Annotated in this window: 19 protein-coding genes; 7 read left to right on the plus strand and 12 right to left on the minus strand. The window is 42.4% G+C overall.

Going from position 1 to position 18,332, the window contains the following annotated elements:
• Nucleotides 1-248: 248 nt before the first annotated feature.
• The 3 genes from ACFSX4_RS06215 to tatC all read right to left on the minus strand — a co-directional run bounded on the left by ACFSX4_RS06215 (nt 249) and on the right by tatC (nt 4,273).
• Nucleotides 249-1,811, minus strand: a complete 1,563-nt coding sequence (locus ACFSX4_RS06215; protein WP_377772631.1) for a peptide chain release factor 3 — start codon at nt 1,809-1,811, stop codon at nt 249-251.
• Nucleotides 1,812-1,923: 112 nt separating this feature from the next.
• The gene (locus tag ACFSX4_RS06220; protein ID WP_377772632.1) at nt 1,924-3,408 is read right to left on the minus strand and encodes a UDP-N-acetylmuramoyl-L-alanyl-D-glutamate--2,6-diaminopimelate ligase; all 1,485 of its coding nucleotides are present in this window, start codon (nt 3,406-3,408) and stop codon (nt 1,924-1,926) included.
• Nucleotides 3,409-3,496: 88 nt separating this feature from the next.
• Nucleotides 3,497-4,273 (minus strand): twin-arginine translocase subunit TatC, encoded by a 777-nt coding sequence (gene tatC, locus ACFSX4_RS06225; RefSeq protein ID WP_377772634.1) that lies wholly within the window; start codon nt 4,271-4,273, stop codon nt 3,497-3,499.
• A 103-nt stretch (nt 4,274-4,376) separates the two neighbouring features.
• On the opposite strand from tatC, the gene ACFSX4_RS06230 reads away from it, so the two are divergent.
• Both ACFSX4_RS06230 and ACFSX4_RS06235 read left to right on the plus strand, forming a co-directional pair.
• Complete coding sequence (locus ACFSX4_RS06230) at nt 4,377-4,763, plus strand: hypothetical protein (RefSeq protein WP_377772636.1); 387 nt, start codon at nt 4,377-4,379, stop codon at nt 4,761-4,763.
• 231 nt (nt 4,764-4,994) lie between these two features.
• Nucleotides 4,995-5,696 carry an alpha/beta hydrolase gene (locus ACFSX4_RS06235; protein ID WP_377772638.1) on the plus strand — a complete coding sequence of 234 codons (702 nt, stop codon included), beginning with the start codon at nt 4,995-4,997 and terminating at the stop codon, nt 5,694-5,696.
• 158 nt (nt 5,697-5,854) lie between these two features.
• Here the strand turns inward: ACFSX4_RS06235 and ACFSX4_RS06240 are convergent, their stop codons facing one another.
• The 4 genes from ACFSX4_RS06240 to ACFSX4_RS06255 form a co-directional block, all read right to left on the minus strand.
• Nucleotides 5,855-7,585, minus strand: coding sequence for a GMC family oxidoreductase (locus ACFSX4_RS06240; protein WP_377772640.1), 1,731 nt, complete (start codon nt 7,583-7,585; stop codon nt 5,855-5,857).
• Between the two features lie 47 nt (nt 7,586-7,632).
• Nucleotides 7,633-8,418 (minus strand): gluconate 2-dehydrogenase subunit 3 family protein, encoded by a 786-nt coding sequence (locus ACFSX4_RS06245; protein WP_377772642.1) that lies wholly within the window; start codon nt 8,416-8,418, stop codon nt 7,633-7,635.
• A gap of 97 nt (nt 8,419-8,515) precedes the next feature.
• Nucleotides 8,516-9,283 carry a M23 family metallopeptidase gene (locus ACFSX4_RS06250; protein WP_377772644.1) on the minus strand — a complete coding sequence of 256 codons (768 nt, stop codon included), beginning with the start codon at nt 9,281-9,283 and terminating at the stop codon, nt 8,516-8,518.
• 139 nt (nt 9,284-9,422) lie between these two features.
• Nucleotides 9,423-10,532, minus strand: a complete 1,110-nt coding sequence (locus tag ACFSX4_RS06255; protein WP_377772646.1) for an AI-2E family transporter — start codon at nt 10,530-10,532, stop codon at nt 9,423-9,425.
• A gap of 163 nt (nt 10,533-10,695) precedes the next feature.
• Here ACFSX4_RS06255 and ACFSX4_RS06260 point away from each other — a divergent pair, with 163 nt between their 5' ends.
• Nucleotides 10,696-11,424 (plus strand): alpha/beta hydrolase, encoded by a 729-nt coding sequence (locus ACFSX4_RS06260; RefSeq protein WP_377772647.1) that lies wholly within the window; start codon nt 10,696-10,698, stop codon nt 11,422-11,424.
• 65 nt (nt 11,425-11,489) lie between these two features.
• A complete protein-coding gene (locus tag ACFSX4_RS06265) occupies nt 11,490-11,999 on the plus strand; it encodes a 2'-5' RNA ligase family protein (RefSeq protein ID WP_377772648.1) in 510 nt (169 codons plus the stop codon).
• A gap of 159 nt (nt 12,000-12,158) precedes the next feature.
• Here ACFSX4_RS06265 and fabI read toward each other — a convergent pair whose 3' ends face one another.
• The 5 genes from fabI to ACFSX4_RS06290 form a co-directional block, all read right to left on the minus strand.
• Nucleotides 12,159-12,926 (minus strand): enoyl-ACP reductase FabI, encoded by a 768-nt coding sequence (gene fabI / locus ACFSX4_RS06270; protein ID WP_377772650.1) that lies wholly within the window; start codon nt 12,924-12,926, stop codon nt 12,159-12,161.
• Nucleotides 12,927-13,101: 175 nt separating this feature from the next.
• Complete coding sequence (gene mgtE / locus ACFSX4_RS06275) at nt 13,102-14,481, minus strand: magnesium transporter (RefSeq protein ID WP_377772652.1); 1,380 nt, start codon at nt 14,479-14,481, stop codon at nt 13,102-13,104.
• A gap of 45 nt (nt 14,482-14,526) precedes the next feature.
• Entirely contained in the window at nt 14,527-15,327 is an 801-nt protein-coding gene (locus ACFSX4_RS06280) for an NAD kinase (protein ID WP_377772654.1), read from the minus strand.
• Between the two features lie 52 nt (nt 15,328-15,379).
• A complete protein-coding gene (locus ACFSX4_RS06285; RefSeq protein ID WP_377772656.1) occupies nt 15,380-16,000 on the minus strand; it encodes a GTP pyrophosphokinase in 621 nt (206 codons plus the stop codon).
• A 24-nt stretch (nt 16,001-16,024) separates the two neighbouring features.
• Nucleotides 16,025-16,375, minus strand: coding sequence for a UPF0738 family protein (locus ACFSX4_RS06290; protein ID WP_377772658.1), 351 nt, complete (start codon nt 16,373-16,375; stop codon nt 16,025-16,027).
• A 120-nt stretch (nt 16,376-16,495) separates the two neighbouring features.
• Here ACFSX4_RS06290 and ACFSX4_RS06295 point away from each other — a divergent pair, with 120 nt between their 5' ends.
• The 3 genes from ACFSX4_RS06295 to ACFSX4_RS06305 are packed head-to-tail and all read left to right on the plus strand — an operon-like array spanning nt 16,496 to nt 18,264.
• Nucleotides 16,496-17,080, plus strand: a complete 585-nt coding sequence (locus ACFSX4_RS06295; RefSeq protein ID WP_377772660.1) for a CYTH domain-containing protein — start codon at nt 16,496-16,498, stop codon at nt 17,078-17,080.
• A 1-nt stretch (nt 17,081) separates the two neighbouring features.
• Nucleotides 17,082-17,450 (plus strand): globin domain-containing protein, encoded by a 369-nt coding sequence (locus ACFSX4_RS06300; protein ID WP_377772662.1) that lies wholly within the window; start codon nt 17,082-17,084, stop codon nt 17,448-17,450.
• Nucleotides 17,451-17,469: 19 nt separating this feature from the next.
• The gene (locus ACFSX4_RS06305) at nt 17,470-18,264 is read left to right on the plus strand and encodes a DsbA family protein (protein ID WP_377772664.1); all 795 of its coding nucleotides are present in this window, start codon (nt 17,470-17,472) and stop codon (nt 18,262-18,264) included.
• Nucleotides 18,265-18,332: the final 68 nt, after the last annotated feature.

Raw genomic sequence — 18,332 nt, forward strand, 5'->3', positions numbered from 1 at the left:
ATTTCAGCCCAATATTTATTATGGTCATTGTTTCACAATGGTCTCTACAGTTGGAAGTCAATCTCATCCAGACCCCAACTTCTTTTGAATTAACGTGATGAAAATTTTAAATCACTGTTTTTTGGTGAAATGATGTTCATTCATCCTCACGAATAAGTCACCACTATAACTAAAACTCCCTGCACTCACATCCTATATAAATAAAAAAACATCCTGAATTCACAGGATGTCATTAGTTAAATATTAGTTTACAGCAGGCTAAAGAGTTTAACTTCAGGATATTTTTCAGTGAACCAGCGGGTCGCGAACTCGTTTTCGAACAGGAATACTTTGTTGTCATAACGGTCATGAACGAGGTTTGAACGCGGGCTGTTCATCGCATCTGTAATAACGTCTTCGTTTTCAATCCATCGTGCGATTTTTTTACCGATAGGTTCCATCACTACTTCTGTGTTGTACTCATTTTTCATGCGGTGTTCGAACACTTCGAACTGAAGCTGGCCGACAGCACCTAAAATCGGCTGGTTGGTGTGTACCGTTTTATAATACTGGATGGCACCTTCCTGAACAAGCTGCTCAATGCCTTTATAGAAATGTTTCTGCTTCATCACATTTTTGGCAGAGACTTTCATGAAAATTTCAGGTGTAAACTGAGGCAGTTCTTTAAACTCAACTTTTTTGGCACTGCCCTCATAGAGAGTGTCGCCGATCTGGAAATTACCTGTATCATACAGACCGATAATATCACCGGCGTACGCTTCGTTGACTGTTTCGGTATCATCCGCCATAAACATAGTCGCACGGGACACCTTTGTTTTCTTATTCGTTCTTGAAAGCACCGTCTCCATACCGCGGGTAAATTTCCCGGATACGATTCTCATAAATGCCAGTCTGTCACGGTGTCTCGGATCCATGTTTGCCTGGATTTTGAAAATAAAACCTCTAAACGCATCGTCAACCGGTGATATGAGTTCCTCATTCACTGTCTCACGTGGTGTCGGCATCGGAGCGAAGTCCACATACGTATCCAGGAATTCTTCAATACCGAATGTTGATAATGCAGAACCGAAAAATACAGGTGTTAAATCCCCGGATTTAATTTTCTCTTCATCAAACTGATCTCCCGCTTCCTCTACCAGCATAAACTCCTCAACTGATGTCTGGAACGCTTCATCATTTTCAATTTCGTGACTGCCTTCAATCTCGTAGTCATCATTCAATTGAAGTTTATCCTCTTCACGGAAAGGATTGATTGTCTTGTCTTTACGATTGATGATGCCAAAGAAACTCTGACCCATACCAATCGGCCACGTCATCGGATATGTTTCAATTTCAAGTGTTTCTTCAATTTCTTCCAGCAATTCAAATGGTTCTTTACCGACACGGTCGAGCTTGTTGATAAATGTGAAAATCGGAATACCGCGCATTTTACACACTTTAAAAAGCTTCAAGGTCTGAGGCTCTATCCCTTTCGCCGCATCAATCACCATGACAGCAGAATCCACCGCCATCAATGTCCGGTACGTATCCTCTGAAAAGTCTTCGTGCCCGGGTGTATCGACAATATTAATTTTATAGCCGTCAAAATCAAACTGCATGACTGAACTTGTGACACTGATACCACGTTCCTGTTCCACTTTCATCCAGTCACTGGTTGCGAATTTACCGCCTTTTTTCCCTTTAACAGTCCCTGCCTGACGAATCGCGCCGCCGAACAGAAGCAGTTTCTCAGTCAAAGTCGTTTTACCCGCATCCGGGTGGGAAATGATGGCAAACGTCTTTCTCTTTCTTATTTCATCTTGTAAAGTCATAAATATCTCCTTAAATTAACAATTCATCTTCATAGCCGGCATCATTCGGGGGATTCACTCCAACCGATGCCTCTTCAAACATTTGAAGCTTTTTATTTATAAATAAAAACAATCACTCACCCTTATATTCATCGGGGCGGTATTTCTGATATGCCGCATCCAGTGCGATTAAGTCGTCTCTGTGCGGTGCTTTCACATAGTTTTCCACAATTTGATACGGTTCACGGCCTTTACATGCGAGGACGATGGTGTCCCCGGGCTTACTGATTTCAACTGCGTAACGGATTCCTTCTTCACGGTTGATAAAGGATTTGTACGACTCGTGAGTCGCACCTTCTTCAAGCAGTTTCACAAGCATTTCAGGGTCATCATTTGCCGGATTGTCCGGTGTAAAAATCGCGACATCGGCACGCGTCGAGATTTCACCCATGGCTGCGGCCTTTGAAGTATCCCGTTCACCTGTCATACCGACGAGGAAAATGAGATGTTCCTTAACAAACGGCTTCACTGTATCCATAATTTTCTCAAGTGCATCCGGTGTATGCGCAAAATCAATAATAATATCAATCGGCAGCGACGGATCCAGCACTTCAAGTCTGCCTTCAACAGGTGTCATCATCTTCACCGCATCAATAATTTCGTCAAATTCATAACCCTGGAGCCATTCTGAGATGACTGCACACATTAAGTTTTGAATATTGAACTCTCCGATAAAGGGCGAGTCCACATGAAATTTTCCGTCCGGTGTATTCAATGTGAAGTTGAATCCCTCAAGCGTACCTTCGATATCTGTCGGATAAATATCCGCTGTCTCGTCCATACCGTACGTAATCACTTCAAACGGTGTCATTTCACGGTATCTTCCGCTCCATTCGTCATCGTTGTTTAAGACGACGTATTTACGTTTCTTAACGTCCTGCCCCATCTGTGAGAATAATAGACCCTTCGCATGACCGTAGTCCTCCATTGTATGATGGAAATCCAGGTGATCCTGTGTCAGGTTTGTAAAAATCGCAATATCGAAATCAATCCCGAACGTCCGGCCTTCTTTTAAGCCGTGGGAAGAGACTTCCATTGTGAATACTTCTGTTTTTTCATTATTTGCCGCTTCAATTCTCTTATGAAGTGTCACTGTTTCAGGTGTGGTGTTGACACTTTGATAGCGGTCTTCATTAATCATGAAACCATTGGTCCCGAGATATGCACTTTTCTTGCCGAGTGCAAGACTCAAATTATGAATCATTGTCGCAACCGTTGTTTTGCCGTTGGTCCCTGTAACACCGATCATTGTCTGTGTTTCGTGCGGGAAATGATATATATATTCACTGAACAAGGCAGCTGCTTTTTTCGGATCTTTCACAATCAGTATACCGGCATCACCCGTGTCATAGAAACGGTCGGAAACGATAAAACGGCATCCCTGCTTCAGCGCTGCCGGAATAAAATCAAATCCATCCACTTGATGGCCGTTCAGTGCAACAAAGATACTGTTTTCATCTGCTTGTCTCGAATCCGTTGTTATTTCAGTTACTTCCTCCGGAAAATTTCCGTGAAATTCTTTTATTTTTAACAGCGAAATTAGATTTTTGGAGTTCATGATACGAAACCACCTTTCAACCTTTATATTATACCTTAATTCATCACGTTTTTACATCTTAAACCGCCAACAAATAAAGGCATAACGACTAAGCGTCATACCTTTCATTCTCTTTTTCTTTCTCACGTCTTTCCTTTTTTCTGACCAGAATAATACTCAGTTCATATAAAATAATCATCGGTATCAGTGTAACCAAGTGTGTAAATAAATCCGGAGGTGCGATTAATGCCGTAATCACGAGAAGCGTGAAATATGCATATTTTCTAACACCCGTCATCACTTCAGAATCGAGCAGGTCAATAAAGTGAAGGAAAAGTACAACAAGCGGCAGCTGGAATATCAGGCCGAACGGCAGTGTCGTTACAAGCAGGAACGACATGTATTCATCCGCTGTGACCAGGACGTCAAAGTTTCTCTCACCCATTCCGATTAAGAAGAAATAACTGAGCGGGTGGACGACAAAATAACCGAATGCAAGACCGACAAGGAATAAAACCACCATCATCGGAAGCATCCCTTTTAAGAGGTTCACTTCCTTCGGAATCAGTCTCGGTCTCATAAAGTTCCAGAGGAAATATAAGATCATCGGTACGGATAATCCAATCGCAATCGCCGCAGATGTTCTTAAATAAAACCGGATGACTTCAAACGGCCCCATCACAACAATCTGTGTGTCCGCCGCAACCACCGGGAACCACCATCGTATCGTCGAGAAAATCACAATGAACATTACAACAACGGTTATAATAGAAAGAATAATGACTGTTCTGAGTGCTGCGATATGCTCCGCAGCCTCCTCCATCGTCATTTCAATCTGTTCTTCAGTACTACGTGTATTATTTTTTTTATTTTCAGCTGGTGTCATGTATATCACCAAATTCTAAAGATTTTGAAAAACCCTTTTTGAAAGGCGCATGGAATTAGTATATAATATTATTAAACTAATGTGAATGTTGAGGTGTATGAATATGTCTTTTTTTAAGCAGTTAACATGGGACAACCGGCATATGGATTTACGTTTTGAAGAAAACAAATATGACGGCAAAGTAACAATTACTAAAGTATATGATGACGATGAACACAAAACAGTCGATTTAAATGTTGTCAATGAAAACTACAGCGACGAATTAAAATCCGCACGCGGCACAATTTTAGCCAACCGTCTCGGTATGCTCATCGCTTTTTCATTCTTCGTGTTTTTACCGGCACTCATTTTAAGCGTCATTGAACAGAATGTTTTACTAATCGGTGCAGTCATCGTTTATTCTGTCCTTGCGTACTTTATCATTGAATGTATTAATCAGGTGATTATCAACGACGTCCTTCAACGGATTGACCATACATTCAGTAAATAACACTATCCTCCCGGAATTTAAAGTTATCCTGATACGGATACTTTTCCAGGAGGTTTTTTTATTTTATTCTGTTCAAAAAATGCGGATGACGCCGTCTCAGCACAGAACTCCCCTTCAATATTTCTATTAAAGTTTTAAACTTTGTATTTTCATGCCCTCCTAAAAGTTATATACTAATATTTAAATGATAATAATTCTCAATTAAATACAACTTCCCTTAGGAGGGATTTAATGATCAATAGAAATATTAAATTCATATGGAATGAAAGAGAAGTCTCCATTTTACTGCCGAAAAATTACTTTTCGGCACCTAATCAGAGATTCCCGGCAGTCATTACACAGGATGGCGATTATCTTTTCAAGCGGTACAGAGTCACACAGCCGGACGTCATTTTTATCGGCCTCAGCCCCCTCGACCGTGACACGGAATATACGCCGTGGGACGCAGAAACTGATGTCGGCAATTATACAGGAAAAGCGGACGCATATCTTCAGATGCTGACGCAGGATTTTATACCCTTTCTCATCGAATCCTACAGAATTGACGAAAATGATATCGGTATCTCAGGCGGCTCATTCGGTGCGCTCGTGTCTTTATACGCCTTACTGAATTACGGTGATTATTTCAAACGGTATATTCTACTGTCTCCGTCGCTCTGGTACCCGGATTTTCTCGACCACATTAAACATAGTCCGGATATTTTGGATGAAAAACATATTTTCTGGTATGTCGGCGGTGCTGAAGCCCTTGGCAGAACAAATATTATGGGCACTATGGTACCGAACAATAAGAAAGCCGTGTCTTTAATCAACGAAAAATTAAGCCATCCGGAATCACAGCTTATTTTCATGACGAATGATGACGGACTGCACCGCCACCGCTTCTTCATCCGTCATTTTATCCAGGCTGCCGCTGTATATTATGGAAAATAAATTCTAAGTTCCGTCGGTATCACACCACAGTATACTTCACCCTCACTCTCGGCCTTGATATATTCCAGCCGCGCGTCTTTGCCGGGCTTGAGACCGAGTGGCGGCTTTCACAACAAAGCACCCCTGGAGCTGAGTCAGCTCCAGGGGTGCTCTTCATATTAATCTTCGAGACGTCTTTGATCTCTGCTGTATTCAATAACACCTTCTGCACAACGGTATGCCAGTGCGCCGACTGTTGCAGTCGGGTTGTAGCCGCTGTTATGCGCGAAGTTCCCTGCACCGACAACAAACAGATTATCTCTGTCCCAGTGCTGAAGGTAGTTGTTAACTACACTGATTTCAGGGTCATCTCCCATGACAGTACCGCCTGTGTTATGCGTGGACTGATAAGGGACAATATTGTAGTCTCCGAGGTCGCCGTTCACGACAACTTCAGATGCACCCATTTCCTCTAAAATTTCACCGCTTCGTTCCGCAAGATATCTATGACGCTCACGGTCCATATCAGTGAAGTTATAAGTCAACTGTACAAGTGGTACGCCGTATACATCATCATAATCTTCATCGATATCCAGATAGTTGTCTTTATGCGGTGAAGTCGCACACTGACCTGATACGCTCAGTGTAGATGTATAGTTCTTGATTGTTTCCTGTTTAAACTCAGAACCGAATGCTTTTGTATCCGGGCGTACAGTATTAGACTGAATCGGACGTGCACCGGTCTGTGTAACCGTAATGTTACCACCGTGCAGGAAGTCAAGGTCCTCATGGTCAAATTCATCACCATTATAGTCATCAAGTGCCATACCAAGTGCACCTGCACCCATGAATGAATTGAACTGCTCATCGTCAAAGAAACCTGTTGAGCCGCCGAAAGTCTGGTAACAGTAGTTACGGCCAAGTGTTCCTTCTTCTGTTTCAGGATCATACTGTTCCCCGATGTCTGAAACGCGGAGTAATTTATAGTTATTAAATACATAGCTTGTCAGTGCCACGATATCCGCAGGCTGGATGTACTCTTCGCCTGTTCTGACATCAACAAAACGAACACCGCTTACTAATGAATCATCATCTTCATCTGTAATGATTTCAACAACATTCGCATTCGTACGGATTTCAAAGTTGCCTGTTTCAAGCGCAGTCGGAATCACTGTTGTTTCCGGTGTTGATTTCGCATTATACTCACATGCAAAACGTTCACAGAAACCACAGTACTGACACGGACTTAATGTCTGACCGTCCGGGTTGGTATACTGTTCTGAAAGGTTCGCCGACGGAAGCATATGTGTATGCAGCCCCATACCGAGTGTTGCATCTTTAAATTTCTTAAGTATTGGTGTTTCCATCATCGGCGGTGTCGGGAATGGATTTGAACGATGTCCGCCAAGTGGATTTTCTTCACCTGAAATCCCGCATGTCTGATCCATACGGTCAAAATACGGCTCCAGTTCATCATATGTGATTCCCCAGTTCTGCCAGCGGTAGCCGTCACTTTCACCGAGTTTGTCCGCACCATAACGTTCTTCTGTCATGGACTGAATTTCAAAGTCATACGGCAGGAATCTCCAGTGCTGGCCGTTCCAGTGTGTACCTGAACCGCCGACATTTGAACCCAGAAGGAATGAACCCATCTGTCTCATCGGGAGTGCCCGTTCGTCTCTGTTATTTCTGAATGTTAAAGTCTCTTTTGATACATCCTGCATCAATCCGTATCTGATACCGTAACGGAATTCATCATGAATGTGCTGATAGTCATCGACTGAACGCTGAACTCCGCGCTCAAGTCCCATTACCGTGAGTCCTTCTTTTGCTGCTTCAGCTGCGATAATACCGCCGGTCCAGCCGACACCGACTGTGACAACATCTACTTTATCTAATGTTTCAACCATATTGTGTTTCCCCCATTAATAACTACTTTAAATTAAATTCGCTGAACCTAGTGACTGCCGCCGTATAATGGCAGCGGCTCAATTTCCTGGAATTCGTCATTCTGGATTTCATTTACGTATGCATGCTGGTGGCCCGGGAATTTCTTCATTCTCCAGCCTTCCATATTTCTGTTGCCGCGGTACATCGGATCACAGTAGCAGCCTTCAATCGTTGCCTGCTTTAGTAAACCGAAGAAGTGTGCACTCGTTCCGCCGACTGCAGAAACACCCATATCCGCTTCACCGTTCATAAATGATTCAATGATTGTATCCTGCTGGTCTGTTTCGATATTTGCGAAATCATCATCATAATCTTCATTCGCAATCGCATTCAGACGTTCAATACCTAATGTAAAGTACTGTGCACGTGTCATTCTTGCCTGATAGCCCTGTGTCGGCAGTCCTTCATGGAACGGCCCCTGCATATACTCTTTTGTGTTTGAACCATAGTCGCCGGCGAGCTGCATATCAAGGAAATACGGTGCGCCGAGCCCGATTGCACCCGGTCCTAAATCATCTTCAGGGAAAATTCTTTCCATTGCTGCAGCAATCGTGTCAAAATCATGCTGCTTCGTAAAGAACATCCAGCCTGGATCTTCCTCGTGGGATGCTTCCTCCTGACCCTGTTCTTCTGTATTTGTGTTTTCTGCAGCAGGCTCACTGCCGCCGTCCATTCTAAAGCCGACCAGACCGCCGAGTAATGAGCCGCCGATAATACCGCCGGTTGCGACACCCGTTGTCTTCAAAAAGTCGCGTCGTGAAAACTGTTTTTCATTCGACCCTTTTTCTGCCATAATAGTACCCCCTACTAAAATTATCTCAAGAATCCTTATCCTGCCTGAGACATTGTATACTATATAATAATACTACTAAAAAAACGGCTTGTACATATCATTTTCCCGTATTTAAATTTCGAAAATCCCCCCATAATTCAGTTTCCAGCAGTTCAACACCGCTCTTTTTCCTCCCGACTGCCATAAATAGGATTTCTTTACCATTCACAACCCTTATCCACCAGTAGTTATCATTTTCATATACACCGTCAAACGTAACTTTATTTCCTGTATTAACGGTCCTTTTTTTACTGCCTGTGAGCCCTGGATAATTCCTTACATTAATTTTATTCCGGGGAATAAAATCCCCCTTCAAACGAATCTTATCCGGATACTGTTCTTCTTCCACATTTATTTTCAGCGGGTTGATGCCTGTACACACAAAATTTTTCTCACCCTTGATAAAACCGTATTTTTGAAACTGAATATGGAGATGGGAAGCCATCGGTACATTATCATAATTCGTGCCGGACTGATATCCAATCACATCCCCCTGTTTCACAGCCTGTCCGATTTTCACCGGCAGTTTCCTCTTTAAGTGGCCGTATATCACCTGAATACCCAGTGCCTTATCTGCAATTACTACAGTGCCGCCGAAATTTCCGTAAGAAGACGTTCCCGCAGTAACAATCCCTGAACATACAGCAGGAATTTCCGCCCCGTCATGTTTTGATAAATCATATGCCCTGTGGTAGCCGCCGCAGTATTTATCATAGTTATAGCCGTTCACCGTATAATCCCGCTTCCCCCATATACCGCTCTTATATTTACCGGGGTCGCTTGTGATTTTAAAACCTTTCTTCACTAAATAATCAATTGGGTTCATATTTATCTCCTTTAAACGTGATACTTTTTATATCGGTTTACAGAAAGATAAACGACAGCCGTTTTCAAATTTCATCATTTGCCGAAAAAAGCGCACAAAAAAAGCACCTCCGGCGAGGAGGCACTTATTTCTCAAAAATTTAACTGTCTGAAGACCTTACTTCGGTAATCATTGCTTTTTTCAGGTTCTGGCGGTATCTCCAGATGTTTTGAATGATGGTTTTGACTACGGCGTATGTCGGAATCGCAATCAGCATTCCGACAAAGCCTGCGATGTTACCGGCAGCAAGAACAACCACAATAACTGTCAGCGGGTGCAGCTTCAATGACTGCCCCATGATATTCGGCGTAATCAGATTACTTTCAATCTGCTGGGCTACGAGTGTAATCAGCGCCACCCAGATAAACATAATCGGATCCTGGATGAGTGCGAGTATCGCAGCCGGAGTAAATGCCATCCACGGGCCGACAAACGGGATAATGTTCAAGAATAATGCAAGAAGCCCGAGCAGGAGTGCATATTCAAGTCCAATCAGTGAGTATCCGATAAACAGAATTACACCGAGGATTGAACTGACCATCAGCTGGCCTTGGATAAATGAACGCAGTGTACGGTCTACATCATATAGTAATTCAGTTAAAAACTGCTTCAATGTTCCTGAGAAAGGCGCCACTGCATTCGGGATGAATTTCTCGTGGTCTTTCAACATAAAGAAGTAGAAAAACGGAATCAAAACAATCATCAGAATAACACTGACTGTTCCGGACACGATACTGAATGCATTACCAATCAAATTACTCAGTATTTCTCCGCTTCTGTCAATCATATCCTGACCCATTCCTGCAATATCAATATCAAACGGCATATTCTGCACGCGTTCCCGCTGAGTCATCAATGTTTGATATAAATCCAAGAGTTCCCTCTGAAGCATCGGCAGACGGTTAATCAGTGTTTGAATCTGTTCCGTTATCATCGGTACGAGAATCATTATGAATAAAGTAATGACAATTAAAATAATTAAGAATACAGAAAGTATACTTACCGCTCTCGGTGCTTTACGCTTCTCGAGAAATGCCTGTATCGGCTGAGTGACGTAATATAACAGGCCGCCGATTAATACCGGTACAAAGACTGTCGTAATGATTGTTGCGACCGGCTGAAAGATTACCTGCACCTGAATGACGAGCATGATGATGAGCAATGTCATAATAATTGCTACCAGGGATTGAAACCAAACCTTATTCGTCATGAATTTAACTCCTTCAATTTAATATTTATACAGATTGTATCACAAAATATATCATATCACTTCAAATTTGAAGCGGGAAGTATAACATATCATGAGAAGTTCTCATAATTATGTTTCAAGCATTGTTTTTATTGGTAAAATAGGTTTGAAGGAGGAGATTATTATGGATTTTGAACCTGGGAAAGTACACACTGCAGAGGTGCACTCAGAAGTATGCGGTGAAGATTTTGAAGTGCAGTATTACCTGCCGAAAAACTTTACTGATTTATATAAATACAATGTCATTATCACATTTGATTCACAGGACTTTTTCAGGTACGGCCAGATTGAGCGGCTGTACGAACGTCTCAGGAAAAATGGAGAAATTGAACGTTCGATTATTGTCGGCATTCCTTACCCGAGTGTTGAATGGCGGAACCATTACTTCAGTCCAAACGGAGAACATCATGAAAATATGGTCACGTTTGTCGGACGCGAACTGATTCAATGGATTGATTCCACCTTCCCGACATTGAAAATGCCGCACTCACGTGTATTAATGGGGGAATCTCTTGCCGGGTCATTCGCTTTCAGCGTATCCCTTGCCTATCCGATGACATTCCCGCAGTCACTTGCCTTCAGCCCGTTTGTGGATAGAGACTTCATCAAACGCTTCGAGGGGGAACCGAATTTGATGCAGCTTAATCTTTATCATACGATTGGTCTCGAAGAAGATGATTTCACAACAATTATGGGAGACGAAGCGGACTTTTTAACACCAAACCGTGAGCTGAATGAATTCCTTCAGTACGAACCTTTGGAATATGAATATCATGAACTTGAAGGTGGTCATGTGTGGAAGACATGGAAACCTGAACTTGAAAAGATTCTAAAACACTATCTGCAGCAGTAATGTATGCACTTACAATACAAATCTGATATACTATAGACAAACAGATTTTAGGGAGGAAGTTAAGAATGAAATTTGGAGTAGCTATTTTTCCATCCAAGGAATTACAAGACAAAGTCAATCAATACCGTAAAAGATATGATTCAATGTATGCTTATATTTCACCGCATATCACAATAAAAGCGAATTTTGAAGCGGATGAATCCGATAAGGATAAAATTGTTGAATATCTTAAAAACGTGGCGAAAGACCATCAACCGACAGAGATTAACATCAAAAAAGTTTCCAGTTTTTCTCCAACCTCTCCTGTGATCTACTTTAAAGTTGAGCCGAACGAAACACTGTCATCAATACATGATTCTCTGAATACTGATGAATTTTACGGTGAGGGCAAGCATCCGTTTGTACCGCACTTAACAATCGCGCAGGCAAGCACATCACAAGAATTTGAAGATGCACTCGGACACTTATCAATGGTCGGTATTAAACACACTGAAACACTCGATAAAATCAGCCTCTGCTACCAGCTTGAAAACGGAATGTGGCAGATTTCAGAAACATTCCGCCTGGGAGAATAATATAAAATTTTCACCGTCACTATTGTGGCGGTTTTTTATTTTCTGGAAGACTAAATGATGCACAGAGCCTACTCAGATTTCTGAATGCATCACAATACTGAATAACCATCACAGATGAAAAAAGAGACAGACGGCCGAGTGTCGTCTGTCTCTAAATATTTATGCTGTAATGTTGGCACCTGAGTCAACGTGGAGGATTTCTCCTGTGATTCCTGATGCAAGGTCTGATAATAAGAATGCAACTGAGTTACCGACTTCAAGCTGGTCAACGTTACGCTTAAGCGGCGCACGTTCTTCAATTTCTTTAAGAATTGATTTAAATTCACCGACTGCAGATGAAGACAGCGTACGGATTGGGCCTGCAGATACTGCGTTCACGCGGAAGCCTTGTGCGCCTAAATCAAGTGCAAGGTAACGGACACTTGATTCAAGTGCTGCTTTCGCAACGCCCATCACGTTATAGTTCGGCATTGCGCGTTCGCCGCCGAGGTAAGTCATTGTCACTAAGCTTCCGCCTTCGTTTAAAATGCCTTTCGCATGCTTCGCAACAATCGCGAGTGAGTAAGCACTGATATCAAGAGCAGTGTGGAAGCCTTCACGGGAAGTTTCACTGTAGCCGCCCTGAAGTTCATCTTTGTTTGCGAATGCGATAGCGTGAAGTACGCCGTCGATGCCGCCTGTTTTTTCTTTAATTTCAGTAAATGCACGTTCAACTTCTTCATCACTTGCCACGTTACATTCAACAACGATGTCATGATCACCTTCTAAATCTTTCAAAAGCTTATCGAGCTCTTTACGGAAACGTTCATTCAAAATTGTAAATACAAGTTTCGCTCCCATTTTATCAAGAGCACGTGCAGCGCCCCAGGCAATACTGCGTTTGTTTGCTACGCCCATAATGACATAAGTTTTACCTTCTAAGTTCATAATATAATATCTCCTTTTATAGATCTTTATTCATCTAATATGACGATTGTGTCGTTCATTTTTAGTACCTACTACTAATTTACTAATAAAAATTAAGAATTGCAACTAAAAAGACAGATTAATTCACTTTTATAGAAATCTCTTAATCTGATGTTCATCATACATTAATACATCTTCACCCGACGAGTGACGACATAAACGCATTAGCCAGTGAGAAATAAATCAGCAGGCTGATAATATCGTTCCCTGTTGTGATGAACGGACCGCTCGCGATTGCCGGGTCAATGCCGAATTTATCCATAATTAAAGGCACCAGTGTTCCCATCAATGTCGCGATTGTCATCGCAATTAATAAACTGAAGCTTACAATCGCACCGATCAATATCTGCTCACGGAATAATAATGTAATAATTAAAAATAAAATCACACCGCAGACAAAACCAGTCATCACACCGGAGCCCATCTCACGAAGTGCGAGTTTCAGTTTGCTTTCCTCTTTAATCTCACCAGTTGAAATACCGCGTACCGCAACCGCAAGTGACTGTGTACCGGTATTCCCGGCCATCCCGCCGATGACAGGGATAAACGCACCGAGTATCGCCACCTGTGCGAGTGTATCTTCAAATGCAGTCAGCATAGTCGCTGTAATCATCCCCATGAATGTCAGTCCGACAAGCCACGGCAGACGTTTTTTTGCTGTTTCAACCGAGCTGTCTGTCGTACGTTCCGTTTCACTCATACCGGCAAGTCTTGAGTAGTCTTCACTTGCCTCTTCATCAATAACGTCCATAATATCATCGGCTGTGATGATACCGACCAGGTGGTCCTGATAATCAAGAACAGGCAGCGCGAGGAAGTCATAGTCTCTCATAATCTGCGCTGCATCTTCCTGATCATCCGATACTAATACAGATACCACACGCTCATTCATAATGTCGCCGATATATTCATCATCATCCGCAATAATCAATTCACGGAGTGACACAATTCCCGCAAGCCGTCTGTCGTCATCAACCACAAATACATAATAAATGGTCTCTGAATCCGGTGCGACCACTTTCAAATGCCGCATCGCTTCACGGACAGACATTGAAGACGTCACACTGACAAACTCGGTGGTCATAATACCACCGGCAGTATCTTCATCATAGTTCAATAAGTCGCGGATCTGCCGTGCATCTTCTTTGTCCATCAGGGCAAGGAAGGATGTCACTTTCGATTTCGGCAGTTCATTTAAAATATCCACCGCGTTATCGTACTGCATGCTGCCGAGCATGGACGCCGCATACCGCGCATCCATCTCGTAAAACAGCGCATCGTATTCATCTTCATCCATTTCAATCGTATCAAAGAAATCCGAGACCTCTTCCGGACTCAGCATACCGTAAAGTTTTGCTTTATCCGCTTCTTCGAGCTCTAAATAAAATTCACTCTGCTCATAGCTGTGCAGCTCAAAAAACTCATCTCTGAATGTGTCGATATTTCCGTCCTGCAGCAGGGTGAGCAAACGCTCATATTCAATCTCTATTTCTGTCATTTCTTCATTTTCCGGCATTTTGCCCACCACCTATCAATTACTCCTTTTGTATTATACCCTATTTTACCCTTCTGAAATAAATGATTCGTGAACTCTTTTCCAAAACGGGAACGGGCGGAATCTTGCGAAGCGGATTTTTTCATCAGCCACACGAAATTGAATCGACTGCACCCCTTTATGCACAAGGTTAATATGGTCCACTGTCATTTTGTAGACTTCACTGTTCACAGGGAAAATCTGGCACGTATGGTGCTTCGGCAATACAAGCGGCGAGCCGACCGTTCTGAACACACTGTTGTTGATTGATGCGATTTCCGCAATTTGAATCGCCTCAATCGATGGATGAATCAACGCACCGCCGAGCGCTTTATTGTAAGCCGTTGAGCCGGACGGTGTAGATACACATAACCCGTCTCCCCGGAAACGTTCAAAATGCTGGTTCCTGATATCCACATCCGTCACAAGTGTTGTCCCGTCCTCAGTACGGAGTGTCGCCTCATTCAGTGCCAGGTAACGTGTATCATGCCCTGACGTATGATAGCGTACGATTGTCTCCAACAGCGGATATTCAATCACCTGATATTCATCATTAAAAATCTCTATAATCAGCCGCTCCACCTCATGTGGCAGCCAGTCCGCATAGAAGCCGAGATGACCGGTGTGAATACCGACAAACGCAACAGTATCAAGCAGATGCTGATAGCGGTGAAACGCCTGAAGAAGCGTCCCGTCCCCGCCGACAGAAATCACAATATCCGGCGTCTCACTATCAAGTTCCATCTTCATATCCACCATATAATTTACCATCTTGTCTTTCAGTGCATTTGACTTTGTATCCCCTTTTGAAACAATCACAAATTTCATCTGACGGCACCTCTTTCTATAAGTCTTTTATTGGAATAAAAACCAGCCGCAGTTATATATTCCGCTTCTTCTTGTAATATTTCTCAGCGTCGTGAATCTCCTCGCGGATTTCAGACATCTCTTTATCGAGAAGGTAGGCAGCATCCGCTGCGTTCTGAAGTCTGTGTCGGATTTCAGGCGGATATTCACCTGAGTATTTATAATTTAATGTATGTTCGATTGTTGCCCAGAAATTCATCGCCAGTGTACGAATTTGAATTTCCGCAAGAATGTCCACGACACCATGAATCGTATTTACCGGATACTTGATAATAATATGATATGAACGGTAGCCGCTTTCCTTTGTATTTTCGATGTAATCACGCTCTTCAACAACACTCATATCTTCACGATCCCGTACGAGTCTGCATATCACTTCAATATCATCAACGAACTGACACATAATTCTGATCCCTGCAATGTCATACATTTCTTCCTGCAGCTCATCATAGGGAATGTTCCTTGTGTTTGCTTTTTCAATAATACTTTGAATTGGTTTGACACGTGCTGTAACAAATTCAACAGGTGAAGAATGTGCGCCTAAACGATAATCCGTCCGTATCCCCTTCAGCTTCACTTTCAACTCTTCCACCGCCTGATGATAAGGTGCCAAAAATTGATCCCATCCATCCATTTTGTTCACTCCAGTCTATCTACGTCAAAGTTCAAATGCTTCAGTCACTTTTTCCTCAAATTCTTTACCATAATTATTATTGTCTTTTATATTATCCAGTAAAAAGTCGAGCTCATCATAAAATGATTCAAGCAAAAGCGTATCATTTACGACAATCTCTTTACCGTAATTCTTCTTTAAATAGGGCCATGTTTCCGGTACAAACTGTACCCGGTCATATGACTCCTCTCCCGGTCTGTCCGCCAGATAAATAATTGCCATATTATCTGAATCAACAATCATCAGCTCGGCAGGTTTTACATTCTCGGTATTTGTTTCTGAATAACATTTAATCTTGTCGTCTTCTATCTTTATCTCTGTCACATAGATGTCCATTTTCTCACTCCTAATGCATTTTATTTTACCATAACGGGTGAAGTTTGATAATCTCATAAGCGCCTTTTACTTTACAGTATATTTCAAATTATAGATAATGATATGTGAGGAGTGACTGGATTGAAAGAACTTGAAATTGAGTTTAAAAATATACTTGCTGAAGCGGACTATCAAACGCTTCAAGATCTTTATTTTCAAAACATTAAACCTGTTGTGCAAAAAAACTATTATATAGACACGAAAGCACTGGATTTAAGGGAGAACAGAATGCTGCTTCGTGTCCGTGAAAAGAACGGCGGACAGGTAATGACTTTAAAGGTGCCGACAGACCGCGGTGTACTTGAATTCCACGGCGAAGTGGATGTGGACGTCACAGACGGCGCAGAGATCAGTGCCGGGGTCATACCGTCAATTATTGTTGAAGAGTTCAAAGTCCGGAATATTGAAGTGGAAAATGTTTATGTCTACGGCGTTCTCGAGACTAAAAGACAGGAAACAGATTATAAAAACGGGCTTCTCGTCCTTGATCACAGTAATTATCTCGGACAGGAGGATTTCGAACTTGAGTTTGAAGTCAGTGATTATGACCGCGGAGAAACAGATTTTCTGAATTTACTAGAATCCCACCAAATTGAGAGACGGACAGAAGTCACAAAGAGCGGGCGTTTTTACGCACGCCTATCTGAACTGAAAAAGGAGCAGTAACATGCCGAATGCATATAAAGAATTAGGCGAGGATAAACTTTATGAGATGATCGACCGTTTTTACGGCTATGTTAAAGAAGATCCGCGCATCAATCACCTGTTTCCGGGTGACTGGGAAGAGACTGCGTACAAACAGAAATTATTCCAGACACAGTTTCTCGGCGGGCCGAACGTCTATATTGAAAAGTACGGCCATCCGATGATGAAGATGCGGCATATGCCGTTCCGTATCACACCCGCTGCACGCGATGCATGGCTTGAAAATATGGAACGGGCAATGAATGATGTTGAAATTGACGAAGAATTAAAGAAATATATGATGGCAAGGTATGAGATGACTGCCAATCATATGGTAAACAGTGATGATTAACTAGACTGGGGGGATTAACTTGGATCGGACACTTTATGATGCGCTTAGTTTGGAACCTGCTGAGCATACAGTTGAAATCTTTTATTTTTTCGATCCTTTTTCTGAAGAATGTCTGCAGATGGAACCCATCATTAATAAATTATTAATTGAATATAAAGGTCACATCACGATTAAGAAAATACTGGCACCTTCCCTGAGCGTACTGACTAAATGTCAGGCACAGTCCACAAATGATCTGGACAATATCGCACTTGCTTATAAAGCTGCAGAAATTCAGGGACGGAATAAGGCGCGCGCCTTTATGAGATATGTACTGAACCGGATTTCACCGACACGGACGCTCTGTACTTTTGAGCATATGAAAGAGGCTGCTGAACTGTCAGGACTGGATGTGCACAGCTTTTTTCAGGACGTGAAATCCAAACAGGTTAAAGCACTTTTGAAACGGGATCTTGCAGTTTACAGAGAAATGGATGTTGAAGAACTTCCGGCAATGGTTTTTTTCAGTGGTGACGTCCATGAAGAAGGCATTAAAGTTGAAGGAATTTATCCTTATCATATCTATACGTATATCATTAACGAACTGCTCGACATCCGGTTAATGAAACACCCGCTGCCGGCAATTCATGAATATATCGAGACTTATGAGATGGTCAGTTTTTATGAATTAAAAACAGTTTTTGAATGGAGAAGCGGCCTTCTCCTGAATGAACTCAAAAAACTGCGGCTAAAAAACCTTGTAGAAGAGATAAACACAGAAAATGGAACATATTATCAGATTAGAAGCGGCAGACCCTCGTTACGGGGCGTCTGACTTATATAGTACCGCCTGAAATGATAAAGCACCCGGTCATTCTGCATTTAATGTGCAGGATGACCGGG

Source organism: Corticicoccus populi (assembly GCF_042686195.1).
In the GTDB taxonomy this organism is placed as follows: Bacteria; Bacillota; Bacilli; order Staphylococcales; family Salinicoccaceae; genus Corticicoccus; species Corticicoccus populi.

What these genes read in the sequence shown, in the direction of transcription:
- ACFSX4_RS06245 (WP_377772642.1), bottom strand. Translation starts at nt 8,418, where the DNA reads ATGGCAGAAAAAGGGTCGAATGAAAAACAGTTTTCACGACGCGACTTT.
- ACFSX4_RS06285 (WP_377772656.1), bottom strand. Translation starts at nt 16,000, where the DNA reads ATGGATGGATGGGATCAATTTTTGGCACCTTATCATCAGGCGGTGGAA.
- ACFSX4_RS06220 (WP_377772632.1), bottom strand. Translation starts at nt 3,408, where the DNA reads ATGAACTCCAAAAATCTAATTTCGCTGTTAAAAATAAAAGAATTTCAC.
- ACFSX4_RS06250 (WP_377772644.1), bottom strand. Translation starts at nt 9,283, where the DNA reads ATGAACCCAATTGATTATTTAGTGAAGAAAGGTTTTAAAATCACAAGC.
- ACFSX4_RS06260 (WP_377772647.1), top strand. Translation starts at nt 10,696, where the DNA reads ATGGATTTTGAACCTGGGAAAGTACACACTGCAGAGGTGCACTCAGAA.
- tatC (WP_377772634.1), bottom strand. Translation starts at nt 4,273, where the DNA reads ATGACACCAGCTGAAAATAAAAAAAATAATACACGTAGTACTGAAGAA.
- fabI (WP_377772650.1), bottom strand. Translation starts at nt 12,926, where the DNA reads ATGAACTTAGAAGGTAAAACTTATGTCATTATGGGCGTAGCAAACAAA.
- ACFSX4_RS06235 (WP_377772638.1), top strand. Translation starts at nt 4,995, where the DNA reads ATGATCAATAGAAATATTAAATTCATATGGAATGAAAGAGAAGTCTCC.
- ACFSX4_RS06255 (WP_377772646.1), bottom strand. Translation starts at nt 10,532, where the DNA reads ATGACGAATAAGGTTTGGTTTCAATCCCTGGTAGCAATTATTATGACA.
- ACFSX4_RS06240 (WP_377772640.1), bottom strand. Translation starts at nt 7,585, where the DNA reads ATGGTTGAAACATTAGATAAAGTAGATGTTGTCACAGTCGGTGTCGGC.
- ACFSX4_RS06290 (WP_377772658.1), bottom strand. Translation starts at nt 16,375, where the DNA reads ATGGACATCTATGTGACAGAGATAAAGATAGAAGACGACAAGATTAAA.
- ACFSX4_RS06265 (WP_377772648.1), top strand. Translation starts at nt 11,490, where the DNA reads ATGAAATTTGGAGTAGCTATTTTTCCATCCAAGGAATTACAAGACAAA.
- ACFSX4_RS06230 (WP_377772636.1), top strand. Translation starts at nt 4,377, where the DNA reads ATGTCTTTTTTTAAGCAGTTAACATGGGACAACCGGCATATGGATTTA.
- ACFSX4_RS06300 (WP_377772662.1), top strand. Translation starts at nt 17,082, where the DNA reads ATGCCGAATGCATATAAAGAATTAGGCGAGGATAAACTTTATGAGATG.
- mgtE (WP_377772652.1), bottom strand. Translation starts at nt 14,481, where the DNA reads ATGCCGGAAAATGAAGAAATGACAGAAATAGAGATTGAATATGAGCGT.
- ACFSX4_RS06280 (WP_377772654.1), bottom strand. Translation starts at nt 15,327, where the DNA reads ATGAAATTTGTGATTGTTTCAAAAGGGGATACAAAGTCAAATGCACTG.
- ACFSX4_RS06215 (WP_377772631.1), bottom strand. Translation starts at nt 1,811, where the DNA reads ATGACTTTACAAGATGAAATAAGAAAGAGAAAGACGTTTGCCATCATT.